Consider the following 21,368-nt stretch of genomic DNA (forward strand, 5'->3'; position numbering starts at 1 on the left):
TGGCGACTGCGAGGATGTGACCATGATTTCGCGTGAGGAGTATCGGCGACAGTGGGTGGCTCAGTTCCTGCCGCAGGCCGATGAGACGGCCCGCTCCGAGGGGTTCAGCCTCGCTTCTTCGCAGAACGGCACGTGGGAGTGGGAACGCGCGCAGTCAGAGGGGGTTCGTGCGCGGGTCGTGATTGGTGAGATGACCGGTCGGCACACCCGTGACGGGATCGACCTCACCGCCTCGGGGACCCTCATCATCACCGAAGTCGAGGAGCGGATGCGTGCGTCCTCCGCGCGGCCCGCAGAGGCGGCCACGCTCATTGCGCCCCTGCGTTCGTGGGGGCTCACGTACACACGAGACAATCGCTACCCGCTGCGGTGGGCGGCCGATCCGGCTGTGCGCATCACGCAGCTCTGTCGCGACCTGCGTGCGTTCGCGCAGTTCGCACGCGGAATCGCCTCTGTGACAGATTTGGCGCCGCAGAGGCTGACCGTCTCCCGTATTCGGCGCCACGTCATCGACGGGCTCGCCCCGAACTACGCTCATGCGGGGGTCGCGGAGATCATCTCCGAACTCACGTCCCCGCCCGTGTCGAGGTGAGCTCTCAGAGGCCGAGCGTGGCGAAGCGGATGCCGCGCACGACGCGCTTCCAGGGGTGCTCGCCGACCGTCCACAGCATCTGATCCTGCGGGTCGAGCGCCAGATCCTCCGTGCCCACCGGCAGAGGGATGGGGCTGCGCTGCAGCATCCGCCCCTCACCGACCCAGAGGCGACCGGGCTTGCTGAGGCCTCGCGACTGGGAGACGAAGATCTGATCGCCCCATCGGGCGACGCCCTGCATGCGGGGGATGCCCGGTGCATCCGCCTCGATGTCGGCGACCGGCGTCGGGTCGTCGACAGGGACGAAGCCGGAGGAACCCTCGGGGATCGTGAACTCGCCGATGCGCCCGCGGTCGTCGGCGCGATACTCGCCGATCAGCACGCGCGGCAGAGGGGTGCCATCGGCCTCGAAGGCGCGGCCGAGGAACGAGCAGCGCAGTGAGACGGGGTGGACGCGCGTGCGCACGACGGCGAGACCGCTGAGCCCTCGTCGCCCCGTGATCCGGCGCACATCCTTTCGGTGCAGACGCGTGACCGAGCTGAGATCGAACTCCCAGACGCCCTCGTTGGTCGCCGCCGCGAAGAGACGGTCGTCGAACCAGGCCAGACCGCCGGCATGGATCTGCGCAGGCTGGAGATCGCCGTTCTCATCTTGGATCGCGAAACTCAGATCGAGGTGACGGGAGCGCTGTGGATCGATGAGGGTCACGCGGGACGCGAGGTGCAGCCCCGTCTTGTCTTTGCGGAACCAGCTCACGGCGAGCGCGCGCCGGCCCTGCCAGACGCCGACGTCGATGCCCTGCGGGTACCACTTCTCGGTGAAGGACCTCGCCGACAGCCACCGCAGATCCACGGTGTCACGGTGACGGCGCAGCATCCGTCGCCAGCGAGAACCAAACATCTCCCTATCGTCGCTGACGTTGCCCCCGCACGCTACTCGCAGGCGCTGGGCGAGCGCGTCTCAGGTGGAGCTGCGGGGTGCGGATAGGGAAATCCACACGCCCTCGTGCAGCGCCCCAACCGCGCGCTCTCGTGGTCGACACTGAACGCTGCCCGCCAAACAGGAGGCTCATTCGCCTCTTCTTCGGCTGGTCTTTCACGCAACTCGATAAACACACTCAACACGAAAGACGCCAGAATGACGACCGGAAAACTCACTCACAACGCCCGTCGGATCCGACTCGCTGCACTCGCCGCGATGGTGATCGGGGCTCTCTTCATCACAGCGGGCATCGGTGCCTGGATCATTGTGAGCACTCAGCTCGCATCGGAGAACATCACCGTGTCCGACGACGCAGCGCTTCTCGCCGGAAGTAGGGTGCAGGATCCGATCTCTGCGTTCGCGCAGGCGGAGGCCATCAACCAGCACGCCCTGTCGATGACCGACGGCAAGACCTACGCCGAACTCGACCAGGACGATCCGAAGCGCGAAACCGTCAAGACCGCCTCATTCCTGCGGGCGTCGCTGTTCACCTCGGTCGTGTCCTTCGGCGTCGCCCTCTTCGCGGTCGGGGTTGGCGTTATCGCGGTGCTCTTCGCCTACATCGGTCTGCTGTCATCGCGGCGGGGGGCCGCGCCGGCAGTCTAGGCACCCTTTGCAGCGCCCTGTCGCCCGCGGAGGCGACAGGGCGCTGCGCTGTTGCTCGGTGAGCGTGAGGCCGCGAACGGCGAACGGGAGGAAGGTTTCATGAATATGCAAGAAACTATTGCATATTCATGAAGTCTCGCGCATGATGGTCGGAGTCGCTGCGACCTGAGGCAGTGGCGAGGAGTTTCCACATCCGCTCAGTTCCAATGGAGGAATACGAGATGACCGCAATCGTCCGTCGAACAGCGACAGGCGCAATCGCGCTTGCCGCGGGCCTGTCGCTCGCGGCATGCAGCGCGGGAGCGCCCGCTACGCCCGAGGCCAGCCCTCTGCCCCAATCACACGACTCCAGCACCCTTGAAGGCTGGGGAGCGAACATCCGCGAGGCCTATGAAGGCACCGAGATCACGATCGCCGCGCACGCGCACCCGTCGATCGAGGCGTTTCGCACCATGGATGCTGAGTTCACCGATCTGACCGGAATCAAGGTCAACTGGGACGTCATGGAGCAGACATCGCTCAAGAACAAGCAACTGCTCGACTACACCTCGAACACCCAGATCTACGACATTCTTCTGGTCGACCCGTTCGCGCAGGCGGAGTTCGTCGACAAGAAGGTCATCGCACCGCTGAACAGCTACCTCGACGACGAGAATGCTGCTCCTTCCTGGTTCGACTATGACGACATCGTGCCCGCCTACTCCTCGGTCGATGACTTCGATGGTGAGATCTTCGGCGTTCCCATCGCGGGAGAGACCCGCTTCCTGGGCTATCGCGCCGATCTCTTCGAGAAGTACGGCAAGCAGCCCCCGAAAGACATGGCGGAGTTCCTTGAGCTCGCAGAGTTCTTCAACGGCAAGGAGCCGGGCCTGTACGGGGTCGCGATGCGTGCCCAGCGCGGCATCCACTTCGGGTCGGGCCTGATGAGCATCATGTACACAATGACGGACGGCTTCATCGACCAGAAGACGGGCAAGCCCACGATGAACGATCCCGAGATGGTCGATGCCCTGCAGTTCTACGTCGACTTGCTCAGCTTCGGACCGCCCGACATCGCCAACTACACACACGAGGAGGCGCTCTCGGCATTCGCATCCGGCAAGACGGCGATGTGGTTTGATGCCACGGCAATTGCGCCGCGCCTGCTCGATCCGGCCCAGTCGCAGATCGCCGACACCGTCGCTTTCATGTCGCCCCCGGACGGGCCAAAGGGCGAGGCAGCCGCGATTGCAGGTTGGCGCATGGCGCTCGCATCTAAGAGCAAGAACCCGGGCGCTGCTATGGCGCTGATCACGTACCTGGCGAGCAAGGAGATGAGCACCACCTACGTCGCAGCGGGCGGAGTCCCCACGCGCACTTCGCAATTCTCCAACCCGTCGACGCCTACGGAGGAGACCCTCTTCCCGACGATCCTCGAGTCACTCGACAAGGCGAAGGCGCTCTCGGATCGCGGTATCAGTTACGTGCCCGCGAACCCCAACCTGGGGCAGATCATGGACCGGATCGGCTACTGGGGCTCGCTAGCCCAGACCGGTGAGACCTCAGTTCCGGATGCTGCTGAAGAAGCGCAGAAGGAACTCGTGGAGATGACTGAGTAGTCCCCGTCCCTTCGATCGAGTGGGGTGGCGGCGCACGCCGCCCCACTCAGAGGAGCCGAACGAGCCGCATGTTTCGACGTCGCCCGTACCTGCCATTCATCCTTCCCGCCTTCACGATCATGGGCGTGCTCATCGCAGTCCCCGTGATCGTCATGATCACCTACGCCATGACCGACTACGAGATCGGATACCCGAGCTTCGAGTTCGTCGGAGCCGAGAACTTCCTGCGGCTGTTCCGCAGCGCGAGCTTCTGGCACTCGGTCACCCTCACGCTGCGCTACGCGCTGATTGTGACGGCGCTCTCCCTTCTCATCGGCTTCCTCATGGCGCAGCTGATCGACCGGCACCTCCGCTGGCGCCCGGTCGCGATCGCCGCCCTCGTCGTGCCGATCGCGATGACTCCGAGCATCGCCGGACAGATCTGGGGACTCATCCTCAACTCCGAGTACGGCGTGCTGAACTTCCTCCTGGATGCCGCGATCAACGTGCGCCAGCCCTGGCTGGCATCGGACTGGGCTTTCGCTTCCGTCGTCGGCGTCTCCGTGTGGCAGAGCGCGCCCTTCGCCGCTCTGATCATCTTCGCCGGACTGCAGTCCATGCCCGCAGAGCCCTTCGAGGCGGCGCGCGTTGACGGGGCCGGAACCCTGCAGACGCTCTGGCACATCACCCTGCCTCTGCTGCGTATGCCGCTGCTGCTGGCGCTGATCTTCGTCTCGATCGATGCCCTGCGTATCTTCGACATCCCCTTCACCTTGACCCAGGGTGGGCCGGGTGACGCGACGGAGCTGCTGGGCATGTACATCTATCGGACCGGATTCGGGCAGACGGGCTGGATCGGCCGTGCTTCGGCAGCGTCCGTGATGCTCATGCTCTTGACCCTCGCGATCAGCCTCGTGCTCATCAGTGTTGTGCGCCGCTCGATGAAAGGCATCACGAAATGACCCTCACCCGCGTGGAACGGGCCACTTCGACCCGCCGTGGCGCGCGATCGGCGAAGCATCGGCTCGGTCGGACCCTCACAGGGGCTCTCCTGCTGGGGATGCTCGTGGTCTGCGTCTTCCCCCTGTTCTGGATGGGCGTGGTCTCGTTCAAGCAGGCCAAGGACGTCACAAATCCGGCGATCTGGTTCGTCGCGCCGAATCTCGAGAACTACATCGACGTCTTCGTCAATCGAGGCCTCGGGCAGTACCTCGCAAACAGTGCGATCGTCGCGGTGAGCGCGACCCTCATCTCCGTCGCCATCGGCGCGTTCGCCGCCTACGGTCTCGCCCGCTTCGAGTACCGCCGGCGCGAGGACCTTGCATTCCTGGTGCTCGCGATGCGGATGCTTCCGGCGATCGCGATCGTGATTCCGCTGTTCGTGATGGCGCAGACGATCGGGGTGCTCGACACGCATCTCGTGCTGGTCGTCTGCTACATGCTGTTCAACATCCCATTCTCGATCTGGATGCTGCGGGGGTTCTTCGAGGAGATCCCTCGAGAGATCGAAGAGGCGGCGCTCATTGACGGGTGCACGCGTCGACAGATCCTCGCGCGGATCATGTTCCCGCTCGCAGCCCCCGGCCTCGCTGCGACGAGCATCTTCTGCCTCATCAACTCGTGGAACGAGTTCACTTTCGCGGTGTTCCTCACGAGTGTGCGTGCCTCGACGCTGCCCACGACGGTGACGCAATTCCTGTCCGCGGCAGGCACGTCCTGGGGTGCGATGGCCGCGACGGGTGTCGTGACGATCATCCCGGTGCTCATCTTCTCGCTCCTCGTGCAGCGATACATGGTCAAGGGCCTTTCCTTCGGAGGTGTGAAATGAGCCGCCTGAGGGTCGGTGTCATCGGAATGGGCGCGATGGGACGTACTCATCTGCGTGCATGGCGCAGCATCGAGGAGGCCGACGTGATCGGTGTCGTGTCCTCGCGCCCCCAGGAGGGCGTCGCTGTGTACGAGACGGTGGAGTCGCTCCTCGCGCACGGACACCCGGATCTCGTATCCGTGTGCACACCGACAGACACTCATCCGGCGATCGTGCGAGAGCTGCTCGTGGCTGGATGCGATGTGGTGTGCGAGAAGCCGCTGGCCCTGACTGCGGTGGAAGCCGCCGTGCTCTTCGCTGAGGCAGAGGCCGCGGGAAGGATGCTTGCCGTCGGACACGTCGTTCGGCACTTCCCGCAGTACTCAGAAGTGCGCGCGATCCTGGATTCGGGACGGCTGGGCACCCCCGCAACGGCACGACTGCGTCGCGCGGTGCCGTGGCCCGCGGGAGCGTCCGACTGGTTCTCGGACGAAGCACGCTCCGGCGGCGTCGTCTTCGATCTCATGATCCATGATCTCGACTTCCTGGTCGGTGAGTGGGGGCGACCCGAAACGGTCTTCGCTCGTCGAGCGGACGGCCCGGGAACAAGCGTGGTCACGGCGACGATGCGTTTCCCCGAGGGGGTGCTCGCACATGTTGAAGCTCTCTGGGGTGGAGTCACCGAACTGGAGTACAGCTGTGAGATCGCGGGCAGTGCGGGCTCGGTGGAGTTCTCTTCGCGGCGCAGCGCAGGAATGGTCCTGACCAGCACCGTCACCGGTGCGATGCGCCACGAGTCTCCGACCATCCTCGATCCGTACGCGGCGCAGCTTCGTCATCTCGCTGAGGTCAGACGCGCACGCTCCGTCGCCACTTCGGATCAGCAGGCGATCGAGACGATCATGACGTGCGAGATGATCGGGCGCTCGCTGCAGACAAGTCAGTCCGTGAGCGCACAAGGATGGGGCAAGGCATGAGTCGGATCCGAGTGGGGATGGTCAGCTTCGCCCATTCCACCCACCCTGAGCGCGCGCTCTCGGCCTTGTTGCGGAACCCTTCCGCAGAGATGATCGGCATCTGGGATGACCGTCCTGAGAGGGCGCGTCCCCACGCCGAGCCTGCCGGGATCCCGCTCTTCGATGATCTCGCGGCACTCCTGCTCCGCTGCGATGCTGTCGTCATCAGTTCCGAGTATGACCTCCGCGCGAAGCATCTCCGGGCCGCCGTCGATGCGGGAGTCGCGATCCTCTGCGAGAAGCCGCTCGCTCCCACTGCGGAGATGCTCGATGATGTCGTCGCCATTCTTGCGGAGGGAACTCGCCCGTTCATGGTCGCATTTCCGTGTCGGTTCATCCCCGCCGTCGTTGCCGCGCGAGAGGCGATCGCGGCTGGCGAGATCGGACGAGTTCTTGCTGTCAACGCGACCAACCGAGGGGCTTGTCCCCATGACTGGTTCGTGGACCTGAGGCGTTCCGGCGGCGGCGCGATCATGGACCACACGGCGCACGCGGCTGATCTGATCCGGTGGCTCACGGGCGCTGAGTATGCGTCGATCCATGCGCTCGCCGGCGACAACCTGCTCGGGCTCGCTGTCGAGGACTCTGCGCTGCTGCACGTCGAGATGACGAACGGCGTGGTGGGGTCGATCGACACGAGCTGGTCGCGCACAGGCGCCATGCCCAGCACGTTCGACATCACACTTCGCATCGTCGGCACGGAGGGCACGATCGAAGTCAACGCACTTGCGCAGCACGTCGACGTGTACGCCGAGACGCTGTCATGGAATCTCTACAGCGGGTCGATCGATGACGCGATGATCGACGAGTTCCTGCGGCATGTGTCCGAGGGCAGCGTGCCTTCCATCGGTCTCGCGGATGTCGCCGCGGCGACCGCCCTTTCATTCGCCGCATATCGCTCCATCGACGAGGGGAAGGCCATCCGTCTGGTTGAACAGGACTAGGGTCGTTCTCGTCAGATGGAGACCGCATTGCAAGTGCTCACACCGCAGGACGTCGGCCGCGCGAACCGCTATCGCGTCCTTCAGGCCCTCGTGGATCATGGCCCGCTCTCGCGCGCGGAGCTTGCCCGGGTGATGGGCGTTCCTCGCGCGTCTGTCGGAACCATCACGAACACTCTTGTAGAGGACGGCGTGCTTGCAGAAGAACCAGCGGCCGGCGCGCAGAGGGGGCGAGGCAAGCCGGCTCGCCCCCTCTGGTTCGCGGATGACGCGGGCCTCTGCGGCGCGGTGGCGATCGAGTCGGGTCGGGTGCGCTGTGGCCTTGTCGATGCATCAGGCGCGGTATCTCATGCCGCGGAGGTTGCGATCGATGAAACGGCCACGGAGGAGCAGCTGATTGCTGCGGTGACGGCGATGTTCGAAGGGTTTCCGGTCACAGCGCGTCAGCGCATCCGCACCGTGGGGCTCACGGTGCCCGCCCAGTGCGATCCGGCGGGACGCGTGATCGAACTCTGCACCGTGGTGCCGGCACTCACCAACAGCGCCCTTCCTGAGCGTCTCGCCGAGATTTTCGGCTGCGAGGTCGCTCTGGAACAGGACGTGCGTGCCTTTGCCAGCGCCGAGCGCTGGTTCGGCAACGGTCGCGGCAGAGTGTCTTTCGGAGTCCTCCAGGTGGACCGTGGCGTCGGTGTCGGGCTGGTGGTCGACGGACATCTCTTCCCGGGCGTGACGGTGTCCAGCCCGCAGTTCGGGCATATCTGCGTGGACCGAAGTGGGCTCGACTGCTCGTGTGGTCAGCGCGGATGCTGGGAGACGATCGCATCGACCGAGTGGCTGGCCACTGCGATTGCGCACATGCAGCCGGAGCGCGCGGACGCCACGCTCGGCACCTTGCTGCAGCGCGCGGAGGATGGCGACGCTGCGGCCGCAGATCTGATCGAGGAGTACGCGGATAACATCGCGATCGGCATTGCGACGCTCGGCCAGATTTTTCGAGTACCTCATGTGGTGCTCGAAGGTGAGCTCTCTCACGCTGGAGAAGCGATGCGGGCGCGTCTCCAGCGCGCGACGAACCGCAGAGCGGCGATGATGGCGCACCCCCCAGAGATTCTCCGTTCGGGACTGCTGCACGAAGCGGCGCTGCTCGGCGCAGGGGCGACCGCCCTCAGCCAGGAGCTGGGCGTGCGTCTCTAGCAGCCAAGTCGTACGGCGGTCTGAGAGCTGACACGTGGATGGGACAGCGTCAGAGGTCGGCGTAGCGCCCGCGGAATCCGCAGAAGACGCCGTAGAGGATGAGCCCCGCACCGATCCCGAGCGTCAGCGCGGGGCCGAAGGGCATCTCGAGCAGTGCGGCGATCGCGGCGTCCAGCCCGCCTGCGGCATCCGGATCGACTTTGAACGCGGCAACGAGCAGCAGCACTCCCATGCTCAGCAGCGATAGTCCCTTCGCGATGAATCCCGCGGCGCCGAGCGCGGTGACAGCGTGCCCGACGGGACCGTCCGGCAGGCGCATCTTCGAGACGAAGCTGCGTCGCACGCCCATGACGGCGAAGGCGACGCCGGCGATCGCGAAGCCTGCCCCCACGCCCCCGAGAACAAACACCCCACCGGGGACGAAGAGCACGCCGCGGCTGACATCCGCCGCCGTCTCGTCCGCGTCAGGGCGCGCGCCCAGCGCGACCGACGCGGCGAGGATGCCGATCACGAGGAAGACCGCGGCCTGGCTCCACTCCGAGACGCGTCGACCCCACTTCTGCGCGGTGCTGCCCCGCGGCGCGAGGACGCCATCGAGAACATGCCACAGAGCCAGTGCCCAGAGCGCCGCGGCCAGAATCCAGAGCAGTGCGAAGCCGAACGGTGCGGCGGCCAGCGCCTTGAATGCGCCCGCCTGATCCGACTCGCCCCGGCCGCCTAACGCCACCGCCAGCACCAGCGACCCGATGAGCACGTGCACGACGCCGTTCGCGGCGAAGCCCGCGCGCGCAAGCACGCGCAGAATCGTGGATGACTCGGCTTTGCGCGCGGCCCGACGGGCTTCGCTTCTCATGTGCCCATCCTAGGGATGGCGTGGTTGTCGCGCGGAACCAGGCATGGAAGCATCGCATCATGAGCACAGTCGTCATCGCGGGAGCATCCGGTCTCATCGGCACAGCGCTCACCCACAGTCTGCGCGCCGATGGCGTCGATGTCGTGCGGCTGGTGCGCCGCCCTACGCGCGGGACGGACGAGCGGGAGTGGCTGACGGATGCTTCGCCGTTGAACCCCGATGTGCTCGCGGGGGCTTCCGCGGTGGTCGGTGTGAACGGTGCGAGCATCGGACGTCTGCCGTGGACGCCTGGCTATCGGAAGACGCTGCGTGAGTCGCGCCTGCGCCCGACCGAGACGCTGGCGGCGGCCCTGAAGTCGCTCGGCTCCGACGCGCCACCCTTCCTGAGCGGCTCTGCTGTCGGGTACTACGGGTCGCAACCGGGCGTCGAGCTCGATGAGGCCGGTTCCGGCGGTGGCACTTTCCTCGCGGAGCTCTGCGTCGAATGGGAAGCCGCGGCGCGCACCGCGGGGTCGTCGACGAGGGTCGTGCACCTGCGTACCGCGCCGATCGTGCATCCGGATGGTGTGCTGAAGCCGCTTATGCGGCTGACGGCGCTCGGCGTCGGTGGACCGATCGGACGGGGCACGCAGATCTGGCCGTGGATCTCGCTCGACGATGAGGTGCGTGCCATCCGGTACCTCATCGACGCCGACGTCGAAGGTCCTGTGAATCTCAGCGGCCCCACCACGGCATCCGCGAACGATCTGGGGCGTGCCGTCGCCCGTGCGATGAATCGTCCGTTCTGGCTCCGGGCGCCGGAATGGGCACTGCGGCTCGGCCTCGGGCGCGCGCCGGTCGATTCGCTGCTGACCTCTGATGCGAGGGTCATTCCGCGCGTTCTGCGTGACACCGGATTCACCTTTCACAATGAAACGGTCGAAGCAGCCACAGCGGCGGCCCTCGGCTGATAGCCCCTTTCGGGCGGTGGAATTGCTCGCTAGGTTGTGGAGCACATCGGCTCCACACCCTGCGACGAAAGAGGCATGATGACGACGGCGACGATCTCAGGAAATGCTCGAAAAGTCCGCATCCTCGCGATCTTCGCGATGGTCGTCGGTGCGATCTTCATCGTGGCGGGCATCGTCGCATGGATCGCCGTCAGCGTGCAGCTGGCCGCGGAGAACATCACGGTGTCCGACGACGCGGCCTTCCTCGCGGGGAGCCGTGTGCAGGGACCCCTCTCGGCGTACGCGCAGGCCGAGGTCATCAACCACCACGCGCTGGCCATGAGCGACGGCAAGACCTACGCCGAACTCGCGCAAGACGACCCCACGCGTGACACCGTGATGAATGCGTCGTTCCTGCGTGCATCGCTCTTCACCTCGGTCGTGTCGTTCGGAGTCGCTCTCTTCGCGATCGGGGTCGGCGTCCTCTCGATGGTCTTCGGCTACATCGCCATTCTGCTGTCCCGTCGTGAGCCAGCCGTCGTGGTCTGAGCGCCGCGCATTACGCTGTGCAGGTGACCAGCCCCGCTACGCCCGCTCCTCCTCTGCTGTCGCCGACCCTCCGAACGCTCCTCGGTCTCGCCGCAGCCGCGGTGGTGATCGCGGGCATCTTCTTCGCGAAGGAGATCGTCGGCCCGATCGCGCTCGCGATCGTGATCGTCGTCATCTGCGAACCTCTGCGGGTGCCGCTGGAGCGTCGTGGCTGGCCGCGCTGGCTCAGCACGACGAGCGTCATCGCCCTTGCCTATGGGATCCTCCTGGCGATGGGCGCATTGCTCTGGTTCGCCGGAAACCAGTTCGTCCGTCTCGTGATCGGCCTGACCGACGACGGCGAGCTCGGGAAACGTCTCGACGAGTTTCTGACCTGGCTGGAGTCGCTCGGCATCACCGAGCAGACCACCGATTCCCTTGCGCAGGCGCTCGACCCCGCCACTCTGCTGCGGCTTGCCTCCGGCATCGGCGGCACTGTCCTCGCGGTGGCGACGGCGCTCTTCTTCGTCTTCGCCTATGTGATCTTCATGGCCGTCGACGCCGCCCGCTATCGGAACGTGCCGGGGGCGTTCCGTGCGCCGCACGCCGCAGCGATCGGGCGCATCACTCGGCTCAACTCGGGTATCCGTCGCTACTTCATCGTCAACGCCGCCTTCGGCGCCATCGTCGCGGTCATCGATGGCCTGGCGCTGTGGTGGATGGGCGTGCCGGGACCCGCGATCTGGGCAGTGCTGGCATTCGTCACGAACTTCATCCCCAACATCGGCTTCGTGCTCGGTGTCATCCCGCCGGCGATCCTCGCCTTCGTCGTCGGGGACTGGCCGATGCTGATCGGTGTGATCGTGGTCTACTCCGTCGTCAATGTCGTCCTGCAGGTGCTCGTGCAGCCGAAGTTCGTGAGTGATGCTGTCGACCTCAGCCTCACGCTCAGCTTCTTCTCCGTGATCTTCTGGACGTTCGTGATCGGACCGCTCGGCGCCATCCTGTCGATTCCGCTGACACTCGCAACGCGCGCGCTGCTCCTGGAACCGAATCCCGATGCGCTCTGGCTGCGGTGGATCACGGGTGATCGCACGGCCGTGCCACCGGGCCCGCAGCACGAGCATGTGGATGCCGCAGAGGCGGAGAGCGACGCGGCACCGGAAAGTGTGTCCCGCACCGACGAAGATCCGGTCCCGGACGACAGGACGTGACCTCGCCGGCTGCCGGCCGCACCCGTTAGGTCACACCGCCGACCAGAGCCTCGACCGTCTCGGGCTGGCGCCGCGACCGGTCTGCCAGTCGTGCGATGAGAGCTGCCGCGAGCACGAGCGCGGCAGCCGTGAATGCGGTCGCCCCGACAAGCGCAGAGGACGGTTCGTCGACCACGCGTGCGACGCCGATCCAGGCCAGTCCCCAGGCGGTCGCGATCGCCGGAGCGAGACGCCCGCGGCTCCACAGTGCCGTCGCCACGGAGATCGTCGCTCCCACGACGATCACGATCAGCCCCCAGACCTGCGCGGGCCAGCCGAATCCTTCGAAGCCGATCGCGACGAGCCACGCGGTGATGTTCGCGATCGTCGCGACGGTGACCCATCCGAGGTACAGACCCATCGTGGCATCCATTGTCAGCATGTCGACCCAACCGCGAGCGTCCAGCTGTCGCATCCGCACGAAGACGATGATCAGCACGAGCAGCAACACAGCGATGATCACGACCGAGGCGCCGAGGAGCCCGGCCTGCACGGTCAGGATCCAGAGTGCGTTCAGTACCTGAGAGGCCAGGATCCACCAGCCGAGCAGACGATGCCGCGGACGGGCGGCTTGGCTCGGGAGCAGCTGCCAGATGGCGTAGCCGAGGAGCCCTGCGTAGATCACGGACCAGATCGAGAAGGCGGGGCCGTAGGGGGCGAGCAGCGTGGCGTCCGCAGCGAGCGCGCCGCCCGCAGCATCCTGAACCGACGTGCCGCCGAGTGCCCCGGAACCGAGGAACGCCCCGAAGAGGGCGAGCAGCCCGCCGAGGAGGACGGTGACCTGCCGCACGCGATCTGCGGGGGTGGGGGTGTGATCACTCGGTGTGCTCATGTGCACACCGTACCCAGGCAGACGCATCGGCGACAGAGGGTTGCGAGGGCGGAGAATCTCTGAGATGCGGATGCTCAGGCAGAACCGTAGAGCCGTGCGATGTCGGGCGAGTCGAGGCCGTGACCGTAGGTGGGGCGCTGCGGCCATCCGTCCGGCACATCCTGCCATTCCTCCTGGCGTCCGTAGGGCAGGACGTCCATGAGGCCGTGCAGGTAGCCGAGCTGCTCGGTGCCGCGCCCGTCGGTGTGCCACGCGCGATAGACCGTGTCGCCAGAACGAACGAAGGTGTTGAGCGCGAAGCCTTCGCCGGGAGCAGCGCCCATGTCGGCGCCGAAGGGGCTCTCGGCGCTCGAGTACCAGGTCATCTGGTTGCCGACGCGGTCGCGGTAGGCGAGCGCCTCGTCCAGCGGGCCGTTCGTCACGATGACGAACCGGGCGTCGTACTCTTCCTGGAGGAAGTCCAGGCGTGTGAACTGCGAGGTGTACCCCGTGCATCCTGGGCACTGCCACGTCTCGTGCGGGAACCACATGTGGTGGTACGTGATCAGCTGTGAATGACCGTCGAACATCTCCGCGAGGGTGACGGGGCCCTCCGCGCTCTGCAGGGTGTACGTCGGCAGCTCGACGACGGGAAGCCGCCGTCGCTGGGCTGCGATCGCATCGAGCTCGCGTGTCGCCGCCTTCTCACGCACGCGCAGGGCATCGAGGTCGCGTCGCCACGAGTCGGTGTCGACGACCGGCGGCAGGGGGAGATCGCTCATGAGAAGCCTCCAGCGGGAGTCTTAGGTCTGCGCCCGCTCCGGAGGGGCGTCAACCGGGTCGACGGGCACGGCGGGCGGGCGACGAATGCCGATCCACGACACGATCCCGCCGAGGGCCATGAGGATCGCCGTCACCCACGCCGCCGTGTGGAAGCCGGCGAGGTCCAGCGTGCCTCCCACGATCGTGGCGAGCAGTGCGACGACGAGTAGACCAGCCACGCGAGCGACCGCGTTGTTCACGGCCGAGGCGATGCCGGAACGGCTCTCGTCGATGGCTCCGAGGATGGCGGAGGTCAGTGGTGCGACAGTGATCGCAAGGCCGAGGCCGAGCACGGTCACCGACGGCAGGACCTGCCACCAGTAGTTGAAGTCGAGGGAGACCGTCAGCAGCAGGATGGCGCCGACGGCCATGACCAGCGGGCCCACGGTCATGAAGATGCGCGGCCCGAAGCGACCGGCGAGAGCGCCTGCCCGAGAACTCAACAGAACCATGAGCACCGTCGTCGGAAGGCTCGCGAGACCCGCGAGAGTCGCGCTCAGCCCTGCACCCTGCTGCAGATACACGCCGATCACGAAGCCGTTCAGGGCAAGGGCGGCGTAGACGAAGAGCGTCGCGAGGTTTCCCCAGCCGAAGTTGCGCACGGTGAACAGCGAGAGGGGCATGAGCGGGGCATCCGAGCTCTTCTGCCGCAACAGGAACAGGGCGAACAGCGCCGCACCGCCGAGGGCGGGGATCCAGATCGCGGGCGAGCCCCAGCCGAGGTTCGGCTGCTCGATGAGTGCGAACACGACGGCCCCGAGCCCCACGGCGCAGAGCGCGCCGCTCACCCAGTCGACGCGGGCGCCCCGGGCGTGCTGTGGGAGATCGAGCCGCGCCAGCAGGAACAGCGTCACAGCGATCGGCACGACGTTGATGAGGAACACCCAGCGCCAGGAGGCGTAGTCGACGAAGAGCCCGCCCATGAGCGGTCCGATGAGGAAGGCGGCAGTCGTGAATGCCGTCCATGCACCGATCGCCCGCGCCTGCACTTCGCCGCGCATGGTCGCGGTGATCAGGGCGAGCGAGCTCGGTACGAGCAGGGCTCCGGCGGCCCCTTGAAGAGTGCGGGAGATGATCAGGATGAGCGGGTCGGGCGCGAGTGCGACGGCGACGGACGCGATGCCGAAGGCGATGAGGCCCACACGCATGATGAGCACGCGGCCGTACGCGTCGGAGAGGGACCCCGCCAGGAGGATCAATGCGCTCAGAGTGATGAGATACGAGTCCACGACCCACTGCTGCGTGGTGATGCCCCCGCCGAGTTCGCGGCTGATCGCCGGCAGGGCGACGGTCACGACGCTCCCGTCGAGGAAGGTCACGAAAGACGCCAGGATCGCGACGACGACGACGCCGCGCTGCGTGGAGGTGAACGTGGTCACACGCTGAGCGTACGCCCGTCCGGGACGCTGCGGGGCGGATTCTGTGAGACGGATTCCTGCTCGTCGAGGGCCGCGCTGATGGCCGTGATCACGCGCGTGGCCGCGGCGAGTTCGTCGTCGGTGAACTCGGCGACGGCTCCGCGCATCGCGCGCAGGCGCACGCCGAAGAGGCGGAAGAACTCCGACTTGGCGAAGTCGGTGAGGGTCACGACGCGGGCGCGGCGGTCGATCGGGTGCGGCCCGCGGAGAACGTGTCCGGATGCCACGAGGCGGTCGAGCAGCTTGGTGGTCGAGGCGGTCGAGATGCGCAGGTGTCGGGCGATGTCGGCGGGGGTGACTTGCGCGCCGCTCTCGGCACGCATGATCAGCAGCCGGAGAGCGGCGATATCGGTGATGTTCATGTCCATCCCGAGCTTCATGCCGGTGCTCATCCGGTCATGAGAGTCGCCGAAGGAGCGCACGGCGCGAAGCACGTCCATGACGATGGCTTCGCGTTCTCCCATCGGGGATTCACGCACATCTTCCTCCCGCATTCCCGGAACTCAGTATTTCATCATGCAACGAGTTCGGTTATATTGCTAGATAAACTAGCGATTGGATGCACATGGGTCACGAAGAACGCGTCGTCCTGTTGGACGACGATGGGCAGCCGATCGGTACAGCGCTCAAGAGCGAGGTGCACCACGAGACCACTCCGCTGCACCTTGCGTTCTCCTGCCATGTCTTCGACGACAACGGTCGGATGCTGATGACACGTCGCGCGCTCACCAAGAAGACCTGGCCCGGAGTGTGGACGAACTCCTTCTGTGGACACCCCGGCCCAGAGGAGCCGATGGAGGACGCGATCCGCCGTCGGGCACGTCAGGAACTCGGTCTCGAGCTCGATGACATCACCGCACTGCTCCCCGACTTCCGCTACTCGGCTGTCGATGCGAGTGGCACGGTCGAGAACGAGATCTGCCCGGTGTACGCCGCGCGCGCGACATCAGCGGTGCAACCCGACGCCACCGAGGTCGCAGAATTCGTCTGGGCTGATCCGCGGAACCTGCGCACGGCGGTGAGAGCGGCTCCCTTCGCATTCAGCCCGTGGTTCGCGCGGCAGCTCGACGAGATCGCTACAGGAGAGAAGACGCCATGGGCAGCGTGAGCGACCACCATCGCGTCGATGAGGAGATCTCTCGCATCATCGACGAACTTCCGCTGCCCGGGACATCCGGACACGCGCTGCGTGAGCAGATGCGCGCAGCAACCATCGGAGGAAAGCGGTTCCGTCCGCGCCTGGTGCTGGAGTCTTTCCGCGCCTTCGCGTCGTCGAGCCCGGTCCCCGACAGCCTCTGGCGGGTTGCCGCCGGCTACGAGATCCTCCACGCCGCCTTCGTCGTGCACGACGACATCATCGATCAGGACACCCACCGCCGTGGCCGCCTGAATGTGCGCGGGGATCTGGCGCGCCAGGCGCAGAGCGCCGGAGAAGCGGAAGCAGCCAGCACCCGTATCGGAGACGCGGGCGCGCTCCTCGTCGGCGACCTGCTGCTGTACGCCGCCTCCCGGGCCATCCTCACCGCAGATGCGGAAGCGCCCGTGCGGGCACGCCTCGCCACGCACCTCGATGCCGCGCTCGCCGTGTCGGCGGCCGGCGAGTGGGAAGACGCGACCCGCGCAGGCGCAGACCGCGATGCAGCCCTGGGCATGACCGCCAACAAGACCGCGGTCTACTCGTTCACGGCGCCGCTGTGCGCGGGCGCGGCGCTGGCCGGCGCCGATGAGGACGCAGAGCAGACCCTGCGCGCGGTCGCCCACGAGCTCGGAGTGGCCTTCCAACTCGCCGACGACCTCATCGGGGCCTTCGGCACCGACGCGCAGGCCGGGCGGGAGAGCGGCGCAGATCTTCGTGAAGGTAAGCGCACGCCCCTTGTGGCGCTGGCGCAGGAGAGCGCAGACTGGCCGGAGGTCGAGGGCGCGCTCGCGCTCGCGAACACGGGCCCCGTCGCGGTGCGGCGCGCACAGCGGATGCTGGAGCGCAGCGGTGCCCGGGAACGGACCGTCGTGCTGCTGCGCGGACACCTGGAGCGGGCGCGGGCGCAGGCCGCCGAGCTGCCCGTGGGGATCGTGATGCTCGTCGAAGATGTGGCCGCCGAGATCGAAGGGCGAGTGCCATGAGCCGCAGACTCACTGACAGCGAGCGCTACGACGAGACCGCGTCGGCTGCTGCCGCCGTGGTGATCGGCCATTACTCCACCTCGTTCTCGCTCGCGACGCGGATGTTCGGCCCGCGCGTGCGCCCCCATGTGCGCAACGTCTATGCGCTGGTGCGCATCGCCGACGAGATCGTGGACGGGCCTGGACGCGGAGCATGCCGCGACGCGGAGGCGCTGCGGACCCTCATCGATGCCTTGGAGCGCGAGACCCTGTCGGCGGTGGCATCCGGCTTCAGCACCGATCTCATCGTCCACGCCTTCGCGCAGACCGCGCGCGAGAGCGGCATCACCGAGGGGCTGATCCGTCCGTTCTTCGACTCGATGCGCACCGACATCGATGTGACGGCGCACGACCCCGCGTCGCACGACCGCTACGTCTACGGCTCTGCGGAGGTCGTCGGTCTCATGTGTCTGCAGGTCTTCCTCAACGCGGGCTACCACCGAGCCCGCACGGCGCCCGCGCACCTCACGGCCGGAGCGCGGCGCCTCGGGGCGGCCTTTCAGGACATCAACTTTCTCCGCGACAGCACGCACGACCGTCAGGTCCTCGGGCGTGACTACGTCGGGGCGGATGATCCGGCCCAGCGCGAAGAGGTGCTGCGGCGTATCCGACAGGATCTGAACGCGGCCGCACGCGTCATTCCCGACCTTCCGCCGGACTGCCGTCGCGCGGTGATCCTCGCGCACCAGCTGTTCAGCGCGCTCGCCCGACGTCTGGAGACGAACCCGACGGAGCGGGCGTCGGTGCCGACCTCGGCCAAGGCGCTCATCGCCGTGCGCGCGCTTCTCGGCGGCTCGGCGAGCGAGGTCGCGGCATGAGCCATGTGATCGTGATCGGCGGGGGAGTGTCGGGACTTGCCACCGCCGCGCTGCTCGCCGCCGACGGCCACGACGTCGAACTGCACGAGGCGCGCGATCAGCTCGGCGGACGCGCGGGCATCTGGGAGAAGGACGGCTTCCGCTTCGACACCGGGCCCAGCTGGTATCTGATGCCCGAGGTGTTCGAGCACTTCTTCGCGCTGCTGGGCACGAGCGCAGAGGAGCAGCTCGACCTGGTCGCTCTCGACCCCGCATACCGCGTGTACAGCGAGGGGCATTCGCCCTTCGACGTCGTGAGCGGACGGGCGCAGACCATCGCGCTCTTCGAGTCGATCGAGGCGGGCGCGGGAGCCAAGATCGATCGCTATCTGGATGCGGCCGAGCACGCGTACCACCTCTCCGTGGACCACTTCCTCTATGACGGCTATCAGAATCTGTCGGGCCTGAGGCATCCCGCCGTGCTGCGCAGCGCGCCCCAGCTCGTGCCGTCGCTGAGCCGTTCACTCGCACGGCATGTCGACTCCCGCTTCACTGACACGCGACTGCGCCAGGTGCTCGGCTACCCGGCGGTCTTCCTCGGGGGCACGCCCTACACCGTGCCTGCCCTGTATCAGTTGATGAGTCACCTCGACCTCAACGACGGGGTGCTCTATCCGCAGGGCGGCATGTACACGTTCGTCGCCGCGTTGGAGCGTCTCGCCCGCGAGCGCGGCGTGCGCGTGCACCTGGGCAGTGACGTGCGGCGGATGCTGGTGAGCGATGGTCGTGCGCGCGGCGTCGAGCTCGCCGACGGAACCACTCATGACGCTGACCTCGTCGTCGCCGCCACCGATCTGCACCACCTCGAAGCGGACCTTCTCGCCGGTGCCAGCACCGGACGGAGACGTGAGCGCACACCGAGTTCCGGGGCGCTGCTTCTGCTGCTCGGCGTGCGCGGTGAGGTGCCGCAGCTGGCTCACCACACACTGCTGTTCACCGCCGACTGGCAGCAGAATTTCGATGCGATCACGCGCGCCGGCGGTCACATCCCCGATCCTGCGTCGCTGTACGTGTGCGCCGCGTCGCAGACCGATCCCTCGGTTGCGCCCACGGGAGACACGAACCTCTTCGTGCTCGTCCCTGCACCCGCGGATCCGGAATCCGGGGCAGGCGGCATCGACCGCGGTGGCGACGACGAGATCGAGCGGACGGCCGATCGTGTGATCGCGCAGATCGCCGAGTGGTGCGACATCCCGGATCTGGCTGAGCGCATCGTGGTGCGCCGTACGATCACGCCGCAGGATTTCGCGACCGACCTGCGCACCTGGCAGGGCAACGCGCTCGGGATGGCGCACACGCTGCGGCAGAGTGCACTGCTGCGCGACCGCAACACGGTTCCGGGAATCGAGGGTCTCTACCGGGTGGGTGCCGACGTCACGCCCGGTATCGGCCTGCCGATGTGCCTGATCTCCGCCGAGATCGTCACGAAGCTCGTCCGCGGTGACACAGCGCCCGGGCGCATCGGCGCGCTGCGGAGCGCGCTCTGATGCCGGGCCTGTACCTCGCAGCGATCCTGGTCTCGACGGCAGGCGTCGCCGTCTGCGATGCGCGCTGGCGGCTCGCCCTCTGGCGCGATCGCCGTCGTACGCTGCTTCTGCTCGCGATCGGGTGGGGGTTCCTGCTCCTCTGGGACATCGTCGGGATTGCGACCGGGGTGTTCGTGAAGGGCACGGGTCCGTGGTTTCTGGGCATCGACCTCGCTCCTCATCTGCCCCTCGAAGAGCCGTTCTTCCTCGCCTTCCTCACGTATCTCACGCTCGTGCTGATCGGTGCGGGCGAGAGGATGGGGAGCCGACGAGGGGTGGATGCCTCGTGACCTACCTGCTCATCAGCGTGCCGTTCCTCGCCGCGACCGCGCTCGCCGTCGGGCTCTCCGCTCGCGTTCCTGGCATCGGGCGGCGCCTGCTCGTGTCATCCGCTGCATTCGCCGTGCTCTTCGTCCTCACCGCCATCTTCGACAACGTCATGATCAGTGCAGGGCTCTTCACCTACCCGTCGCACCTCATCAGCGGCCTCCGCATCGGCCTTGCTCCCATCGAAGACTTCGCCTATCCGCTCTGCCTCGCTTTCGGGCTGCCGGCGCTCGCAGCGCTCCTGTCGCAGAAGACCGCGCGAAAGAAGGAGAGAGCCTGATGCTCGACACCATTCGTCAGCTGTTCCTCGCGTCGCGTCCCATCAGCTGGATCAACACCGCCTATCCGTTCGCCGCCGCCTACCTGATGACGGTGCGCGAGATCGATGCGAATCTCATCGTCGGGACGCTGTTCTTCCTCGTGCCGTACAACCTGCTCATGTACGGCATCAATGACGTGTTCGACTACGAGTCCGACCTGCGCAATCCGCGCAAGGGAGGCGCGCACGGCGCTGTGCTCGGAACGCGGATGCACCGCACGACGATCATCAGCGCAATCGCTCTGAGCGTGCCGTTCGTGCTCTGGATGCTGCTCGTCGGCAACACCGCGAGCCGCATCGTGCTGGTGATCAGCGTGTTCTTCGTCCTGGCCTATTCGGTGCCGAAGCTCCGGTGGAAAGAGGTGCCTTTCCTCGATTCCTTCACCAGCGCTGTGCACTTCGTCTCACCCGCCCTGTACGGCCTCGTCCTTGCAGGAGCGCGCTGGGATTTTCCCCTCGTGCTTATCGTCGTCGCGTTCCTCTGCTGGGGCATCGCGAGTCATGCCTTCGGCGCGGTGCAGGACATCACCGCCGACCGGGCGGCTGAGATCTCCTCGGTCGGCACCGTCATGGGCGCGGCGCGCACGACCCGGTTCGCGCTGATCGCCTATGCTGCGGCAGGCGTGCTCATGCTCTTCACGCCGTGGCCGGGCCCGCTGGCGGCCGTGCTCGTGGTGCCGTACCTCGTCGCGATCTGGCCCTTCCGCTCTCTCTCCGACGAGGAATGCGAGCAGGCGACGCGCGGGTGGAAGAGGTTCCTCTGGCTCAACCAGATCGCCGGATTCGGTGTGACCATGCTGCTGATCTGGGTGTGGAACCTGCCCAGCTGATCCCTCGCGTAGGCTCGTGG

Annotated in this window: 24 protein-coding genes; 18 read left to right on the forward strand and 6 right to left on the reverse strand. The window is 66.7% G+C overall.

Translation table 11 applies throughout. From position 1 onward, the window contains the following. The first annotated feature begins 22 nt into the window (after window positions 1-22). Complete coding sequence (locus AC1REM_RS05800; RefSeq protein WP_492513776.1) at window positions 23-592, forward strand: hypothetical protein; 570 nt, start codon at window positions 23-25, stop codon at window positions 590-592. 4 nt (window positions 593-596) lie between these two features. Here the strand turns inward: AC1REM_RS05800 and AC1REM_RS05805 are convergent, their stop codons facing one another. Then, window positions 597-1,493, reverse strand: a complete 897-nt coding sequence (locus AC1REM_RS05805) for a hypothetical protein (RefSeq protein ID WP_492513777.1) — start codon at window positions 1,491-1,493, stop codon at window positions 597-599. Between the two features lie 237 nt (window positions 1,494-1,730). Here AC1REM_RS05805 and AC1REM_RS05810 point away from each other — a divergent pair, with 237 nt between their 5' ends. The 7 genes from AC1REM_RS05810 (at window position 1,731) to AC1REM_RS05840 (ending at window position 8,715) form a co-directional block, all read left to right on the forward strand. Next, window positions 1,731-2,180: an aromatic ring-opening dioxygenase LigA gene (locus AC1REM_RS05810; protein WP_492513778.1), complete on the forward strand. Its 450-nt coding sequence runs from the start codon at window positions 1,731-1,733 to the stop codon at window positions 2,178-2,180. A gap of 221 nt (window positions 2,181-2,401) precedes the next feature. Next, window positions 2,402-3,778, forward strand: a complete 1,377-nt coding sequence (locus AC1REM_RS05815; protein WP_492513779.1) for an ABC transporter substrate-binding protein — start codon at window positions 2,402-2,404, stop codon at window positions 3,776-3,778. A 68-nt stretch (window positions 3,779-3,846) separates the two neighbouring features. Further along, on the forward strand, window positions 3,847-4,719 hold the full coding sequence (locus AC1REM_RS05820; RefSeq protein WP_492513780.1) for a carbohydrate ABC transporter permease: 873 nt from the start codon (window positions 3,847-3,849) through the stop codon (window positions 4,717-4,719). Continuing rightward, a complete protein-coding gene (locus AC1REM_RS05825) occupies window positions 4,716-5,585 on the forward strand; it encodes a carbohydrate ABC transporter permease (protein WP_492513781.1) in 870 nt (289 codons plus the stop codon). The genes AC1REM_RS05820 and AC1REM_RS05825 overlap by 4 nt, the downstream gene beginning before the upstream one ends. Then, window positions 5,582-6,541, forward strand: a complete 960-nt coding sequence (locus AC1REM_RS05830) for a Gfo/Idh/MocA family protein (RefSeq protein WP_492513782.1) — start codon at window positions 5,582-5,584, stop codon at window positions 6,539-6,541. The genes AC1REM_RS05825 and AC1REM_RS05830 overlap by 4 nt, the downstream gene beginning before the upstream one ends. Next, on the forward strand, window positions 6,538-7,524 hold the full coding sequence (locus tag AC1REM_RS05835) for a Gfo/Idh/MocA family protein (RefSeq protein ID WP_492513783.1): 987 nt from the start codon (window positions 6,538-6,540) through the stop codon (window positions 7,522-7,524). The genes AC1REM_RS05830 and AC1REM_RS05835 overlap by 4 nt, the downstream gene beginning before the upstream one ends. Before the next feature lie 15 nt (window positions 7,525-7,539). After that, complete coding sequence (locus tag AC1REM_RS05840) at window positions 7,540-8,715, forward strand: ROK family protein (protein ID WP_492513784.1); 1,176 nt, start codon at window positions 7,540-7,542, stop codon at window positions 8,713-8,715. 49 nt (window positions 8,716-8,764) lie between these two features. Here the strand turns inward: AC1REM_RS05840 and AC1REM_RS05845 are convergent, their stop codons facing one another. Continuing rightward, the gene (locus AC1REM_RS05845) at window positions 8,765-9,568 is read right to left on the reverse strand and encodes a DUF1206 domain-containing protein (RefSeq protein ID WP_492513785.1); all 804 of its coding nucleotides are present in this window, start codon (window positions 9,566-9,568) and stop codon (window positions 8,765-8,767) included. Window positions 9,569-9,627: 59 nt separating this feature from the next. Between AC1REM_RS05845 and AC1REM_RS05850 the strand changes: the two genes are divergently transcribed. The 3 genes from AC1REM_RS05850 to AC1REM_RS05860 all read left to right on the forward strand — a co-directional run bounded on the left by AC1REM_RS05850 (window position 9,628) and on the right by AC1REM_RS05860 (window position 12,239). Next, window positions 9,628-10,518 carry a TIGR01777 family oxidoreductase gene (locus AC1REM_RS05850; protein WP_492513786.1) on the forward strand — a complete coding sequence of 297 codons (891 nt, stop codon included), beginning with the start codon at window positions 9,628-9,630 and terminating at the stop codon, window positions 10,516-10,518. A 75-nt stretch (window positions 10,519-10,593) separates the two neighbouring features. Next, window positions 10,594-11,046 (forward strand): aromatic ring-opening dioxygenase LigA, encoded by a 453-nt coding sequence (locus AC1REM_RS05855; RefSeq protein ID WP_492513787.1) that lies wholly within the window; start codon window positions 10,594-10,596, stop codon window positions 11,044-11,046. Window positions 11,047-11,069: 23 nt separating this feature from the next. Beyond that, entirely contained in the window at window positions 11,070-12,239 is a 1,170-nt protein-coding gene (locus AC1REM_RS05860) for an AI-2E family transporter (protein WP_492513788.1), read from the forward strand. Between the two features lie 25 nt (window positions 12,240-12,264). On the opposite strand, the gene AC1REM_RS05865 is transcribed toward AC1REM_RS05860, so the two are convergent. The 4 genes from AC1REM_RS05865 to AC1REM_RS05880 all read right to left on the reverse strand — a co-directional run bounded on the left by AC1REM_RS05865 (window position 12,265) and on the right by AC1REM_RS05880 (window position 15,793). Beyond that, a complete protein-coding gene (locus tag AC1REM_RS05865) occupies window positions 12,265-13,110 on the reverse strand; it encodes a TspO-related membrane protein (RefSeq protein ID WP_492513789.1) in 846 nt (281 codons plus the stop codon). A gap of 74 nt (window positions 13,111-13,184) precedes the next feature. Beyond that, on the reverse strand, window positions 13,185-13,871 hold the full coding sequence (locus AC1REM_RS05870; RefSeq protein WP_492513790.1) for a DUF899 family protein: 687 nt from the start codon (window positions 13,869-13,871) through the stop codon (window positions 13,185-13,187). Between the two features lie 21 nt (window positions 13,872-13,892). Further along, the gene (locus AC1REM_RS05875; protein WP_492513791.1) at window positions 13,893-15,290 is read right to left on the reverse strand and encodes an MFS transporter; all 1,398 of its coding nucleotides are present in this window, start codon (window positions 15,288-15,290) and stop codon (window positions 13,893-13,895) included. Further along, window positions 15,287-15,793, reverse strand: coding sequence for a MarR family winged helix-turn-helix transcriptional regulator (locus AC1REM_RS05880; protein WP_492513792.1), 507 nt, complete (start codon window positions 15,791-15,793; stop codon window positions 15,287-15,289). The genes AC1REM_RS05875 and AC1REM_RS05880 overlap by 4 nt, the downstream gene beginning before the upstream one ends. A 101-nt stretch (window positions 15,794-15,894) precedes the next feature. On the opposite strand from AC1REM_RS05880, the gene idi reads away from it, so the two are divergent. From idi to AC1REM_RS05915, 7 genes are read left to right on the forward strand one after another with little or no spacing between them, the layout of a single operon-like run. Then, the gene (idi, locus tag AC1REM_RS05885; RefSeq protein WP_492513793.1) at window positions 15,895-16,437 is read left to right on the forward strand and encodes an isopentenyl-diphosphate Delta-isomerase; all 543 of its coding nucleotides are present in this window, start codon (window positions 15,895-15,897) and stop codon (window positions 16,435-16,437) included. Then, on the forward strand, window positions 16,425-17,450 hold the full coding sequence (locus AC1REM_RS05890) for a polyprenyl synthetase family protein (RefSeq protein WP_492513794.1): 1,026 nt from the start codon (window positions 16,425-16,427) through the stop codon (window positions 17,448-17,450). The genes idi and AC1REM_RS05890 overlap by 13 nt, the downstream gene beginning before the upstream one ends. Beyond that, complete coding sequence (locus AC1REM_RS05895; protein WP_492513795.1) at window positions 17,447-18,307, forward strand: phytoene/squalene synthase family protein; 861 nt, start codon at window positions 17,447-17,449, stop codon at window positions 18,305-18,307. Before AC1REM_RS05890 ends, AC1REM_RS05895 begins: the two co-directional genes overlap by 4 nt. Continuing rightward, the gene (gene crtI, locus AC1REM_RS05900; RefSeq protein WP_492513796.1) at window positions 18,304-19,833 is read left to right on the forward strand and encodes a phytoene desaturase family protein; all 1,530 of its coding nucleotides are present in this window, start codon (window positions 18,304-18,306) and stop codon (window positions 19,831-19,833) included. The genes AC1REM_RS05895 and crtI overlap by 4 nt, the downstream gene beginning before the upstream one ends. Further along, entirely contained in the window at window positions 19,833-20,162 is a 330-nt protein-coding gene (locus AC1REM_RS05905) for a lycopene cyclase domain-containing protein (RefSeq protein WP_492513797.1), read from the forward strand. The genes crtI and AC1REM_RS05905 overlap by 1 nt, the downstream gene beginning before the upstream one ends. Beyond that, window positions 20,159-20,479 (forward strand): lycopene cyclase domain-containing protein, encoded by a 321-nt coding sequence (locus AC1REM_RS05910; RefSeq protein ID WP_492513798.1) that lies wholly within the window; start codon window positions 20,159-20,161, stop codon window positions 20,477-20,479. The genes AC1REM_RS05905 and AC1REM_RS05910 overlap by 4 nt, the downstream gene beginning before the upstream one ends. Next, complete coding sequence (locus AC1REM_RS05915) at window positions 20,479-21,348, forward strand: prenyltransferase (RefSeq protein WP_492513799.1); 870 nt, start codon at window positions 20,479-20,481, stop codon at window positions 21,346-21,348. Before AC1REM_RS05910 ends, AC1REM_RS05915 begins: the two co-directional genes overlap by 1 nt. Window positions 21,349-21,368 lie beyond the last annotated feature (20 nt).

Source organism: Microbacterium sp. GW823-FHT02G05 (assembly GCF_058797175.1).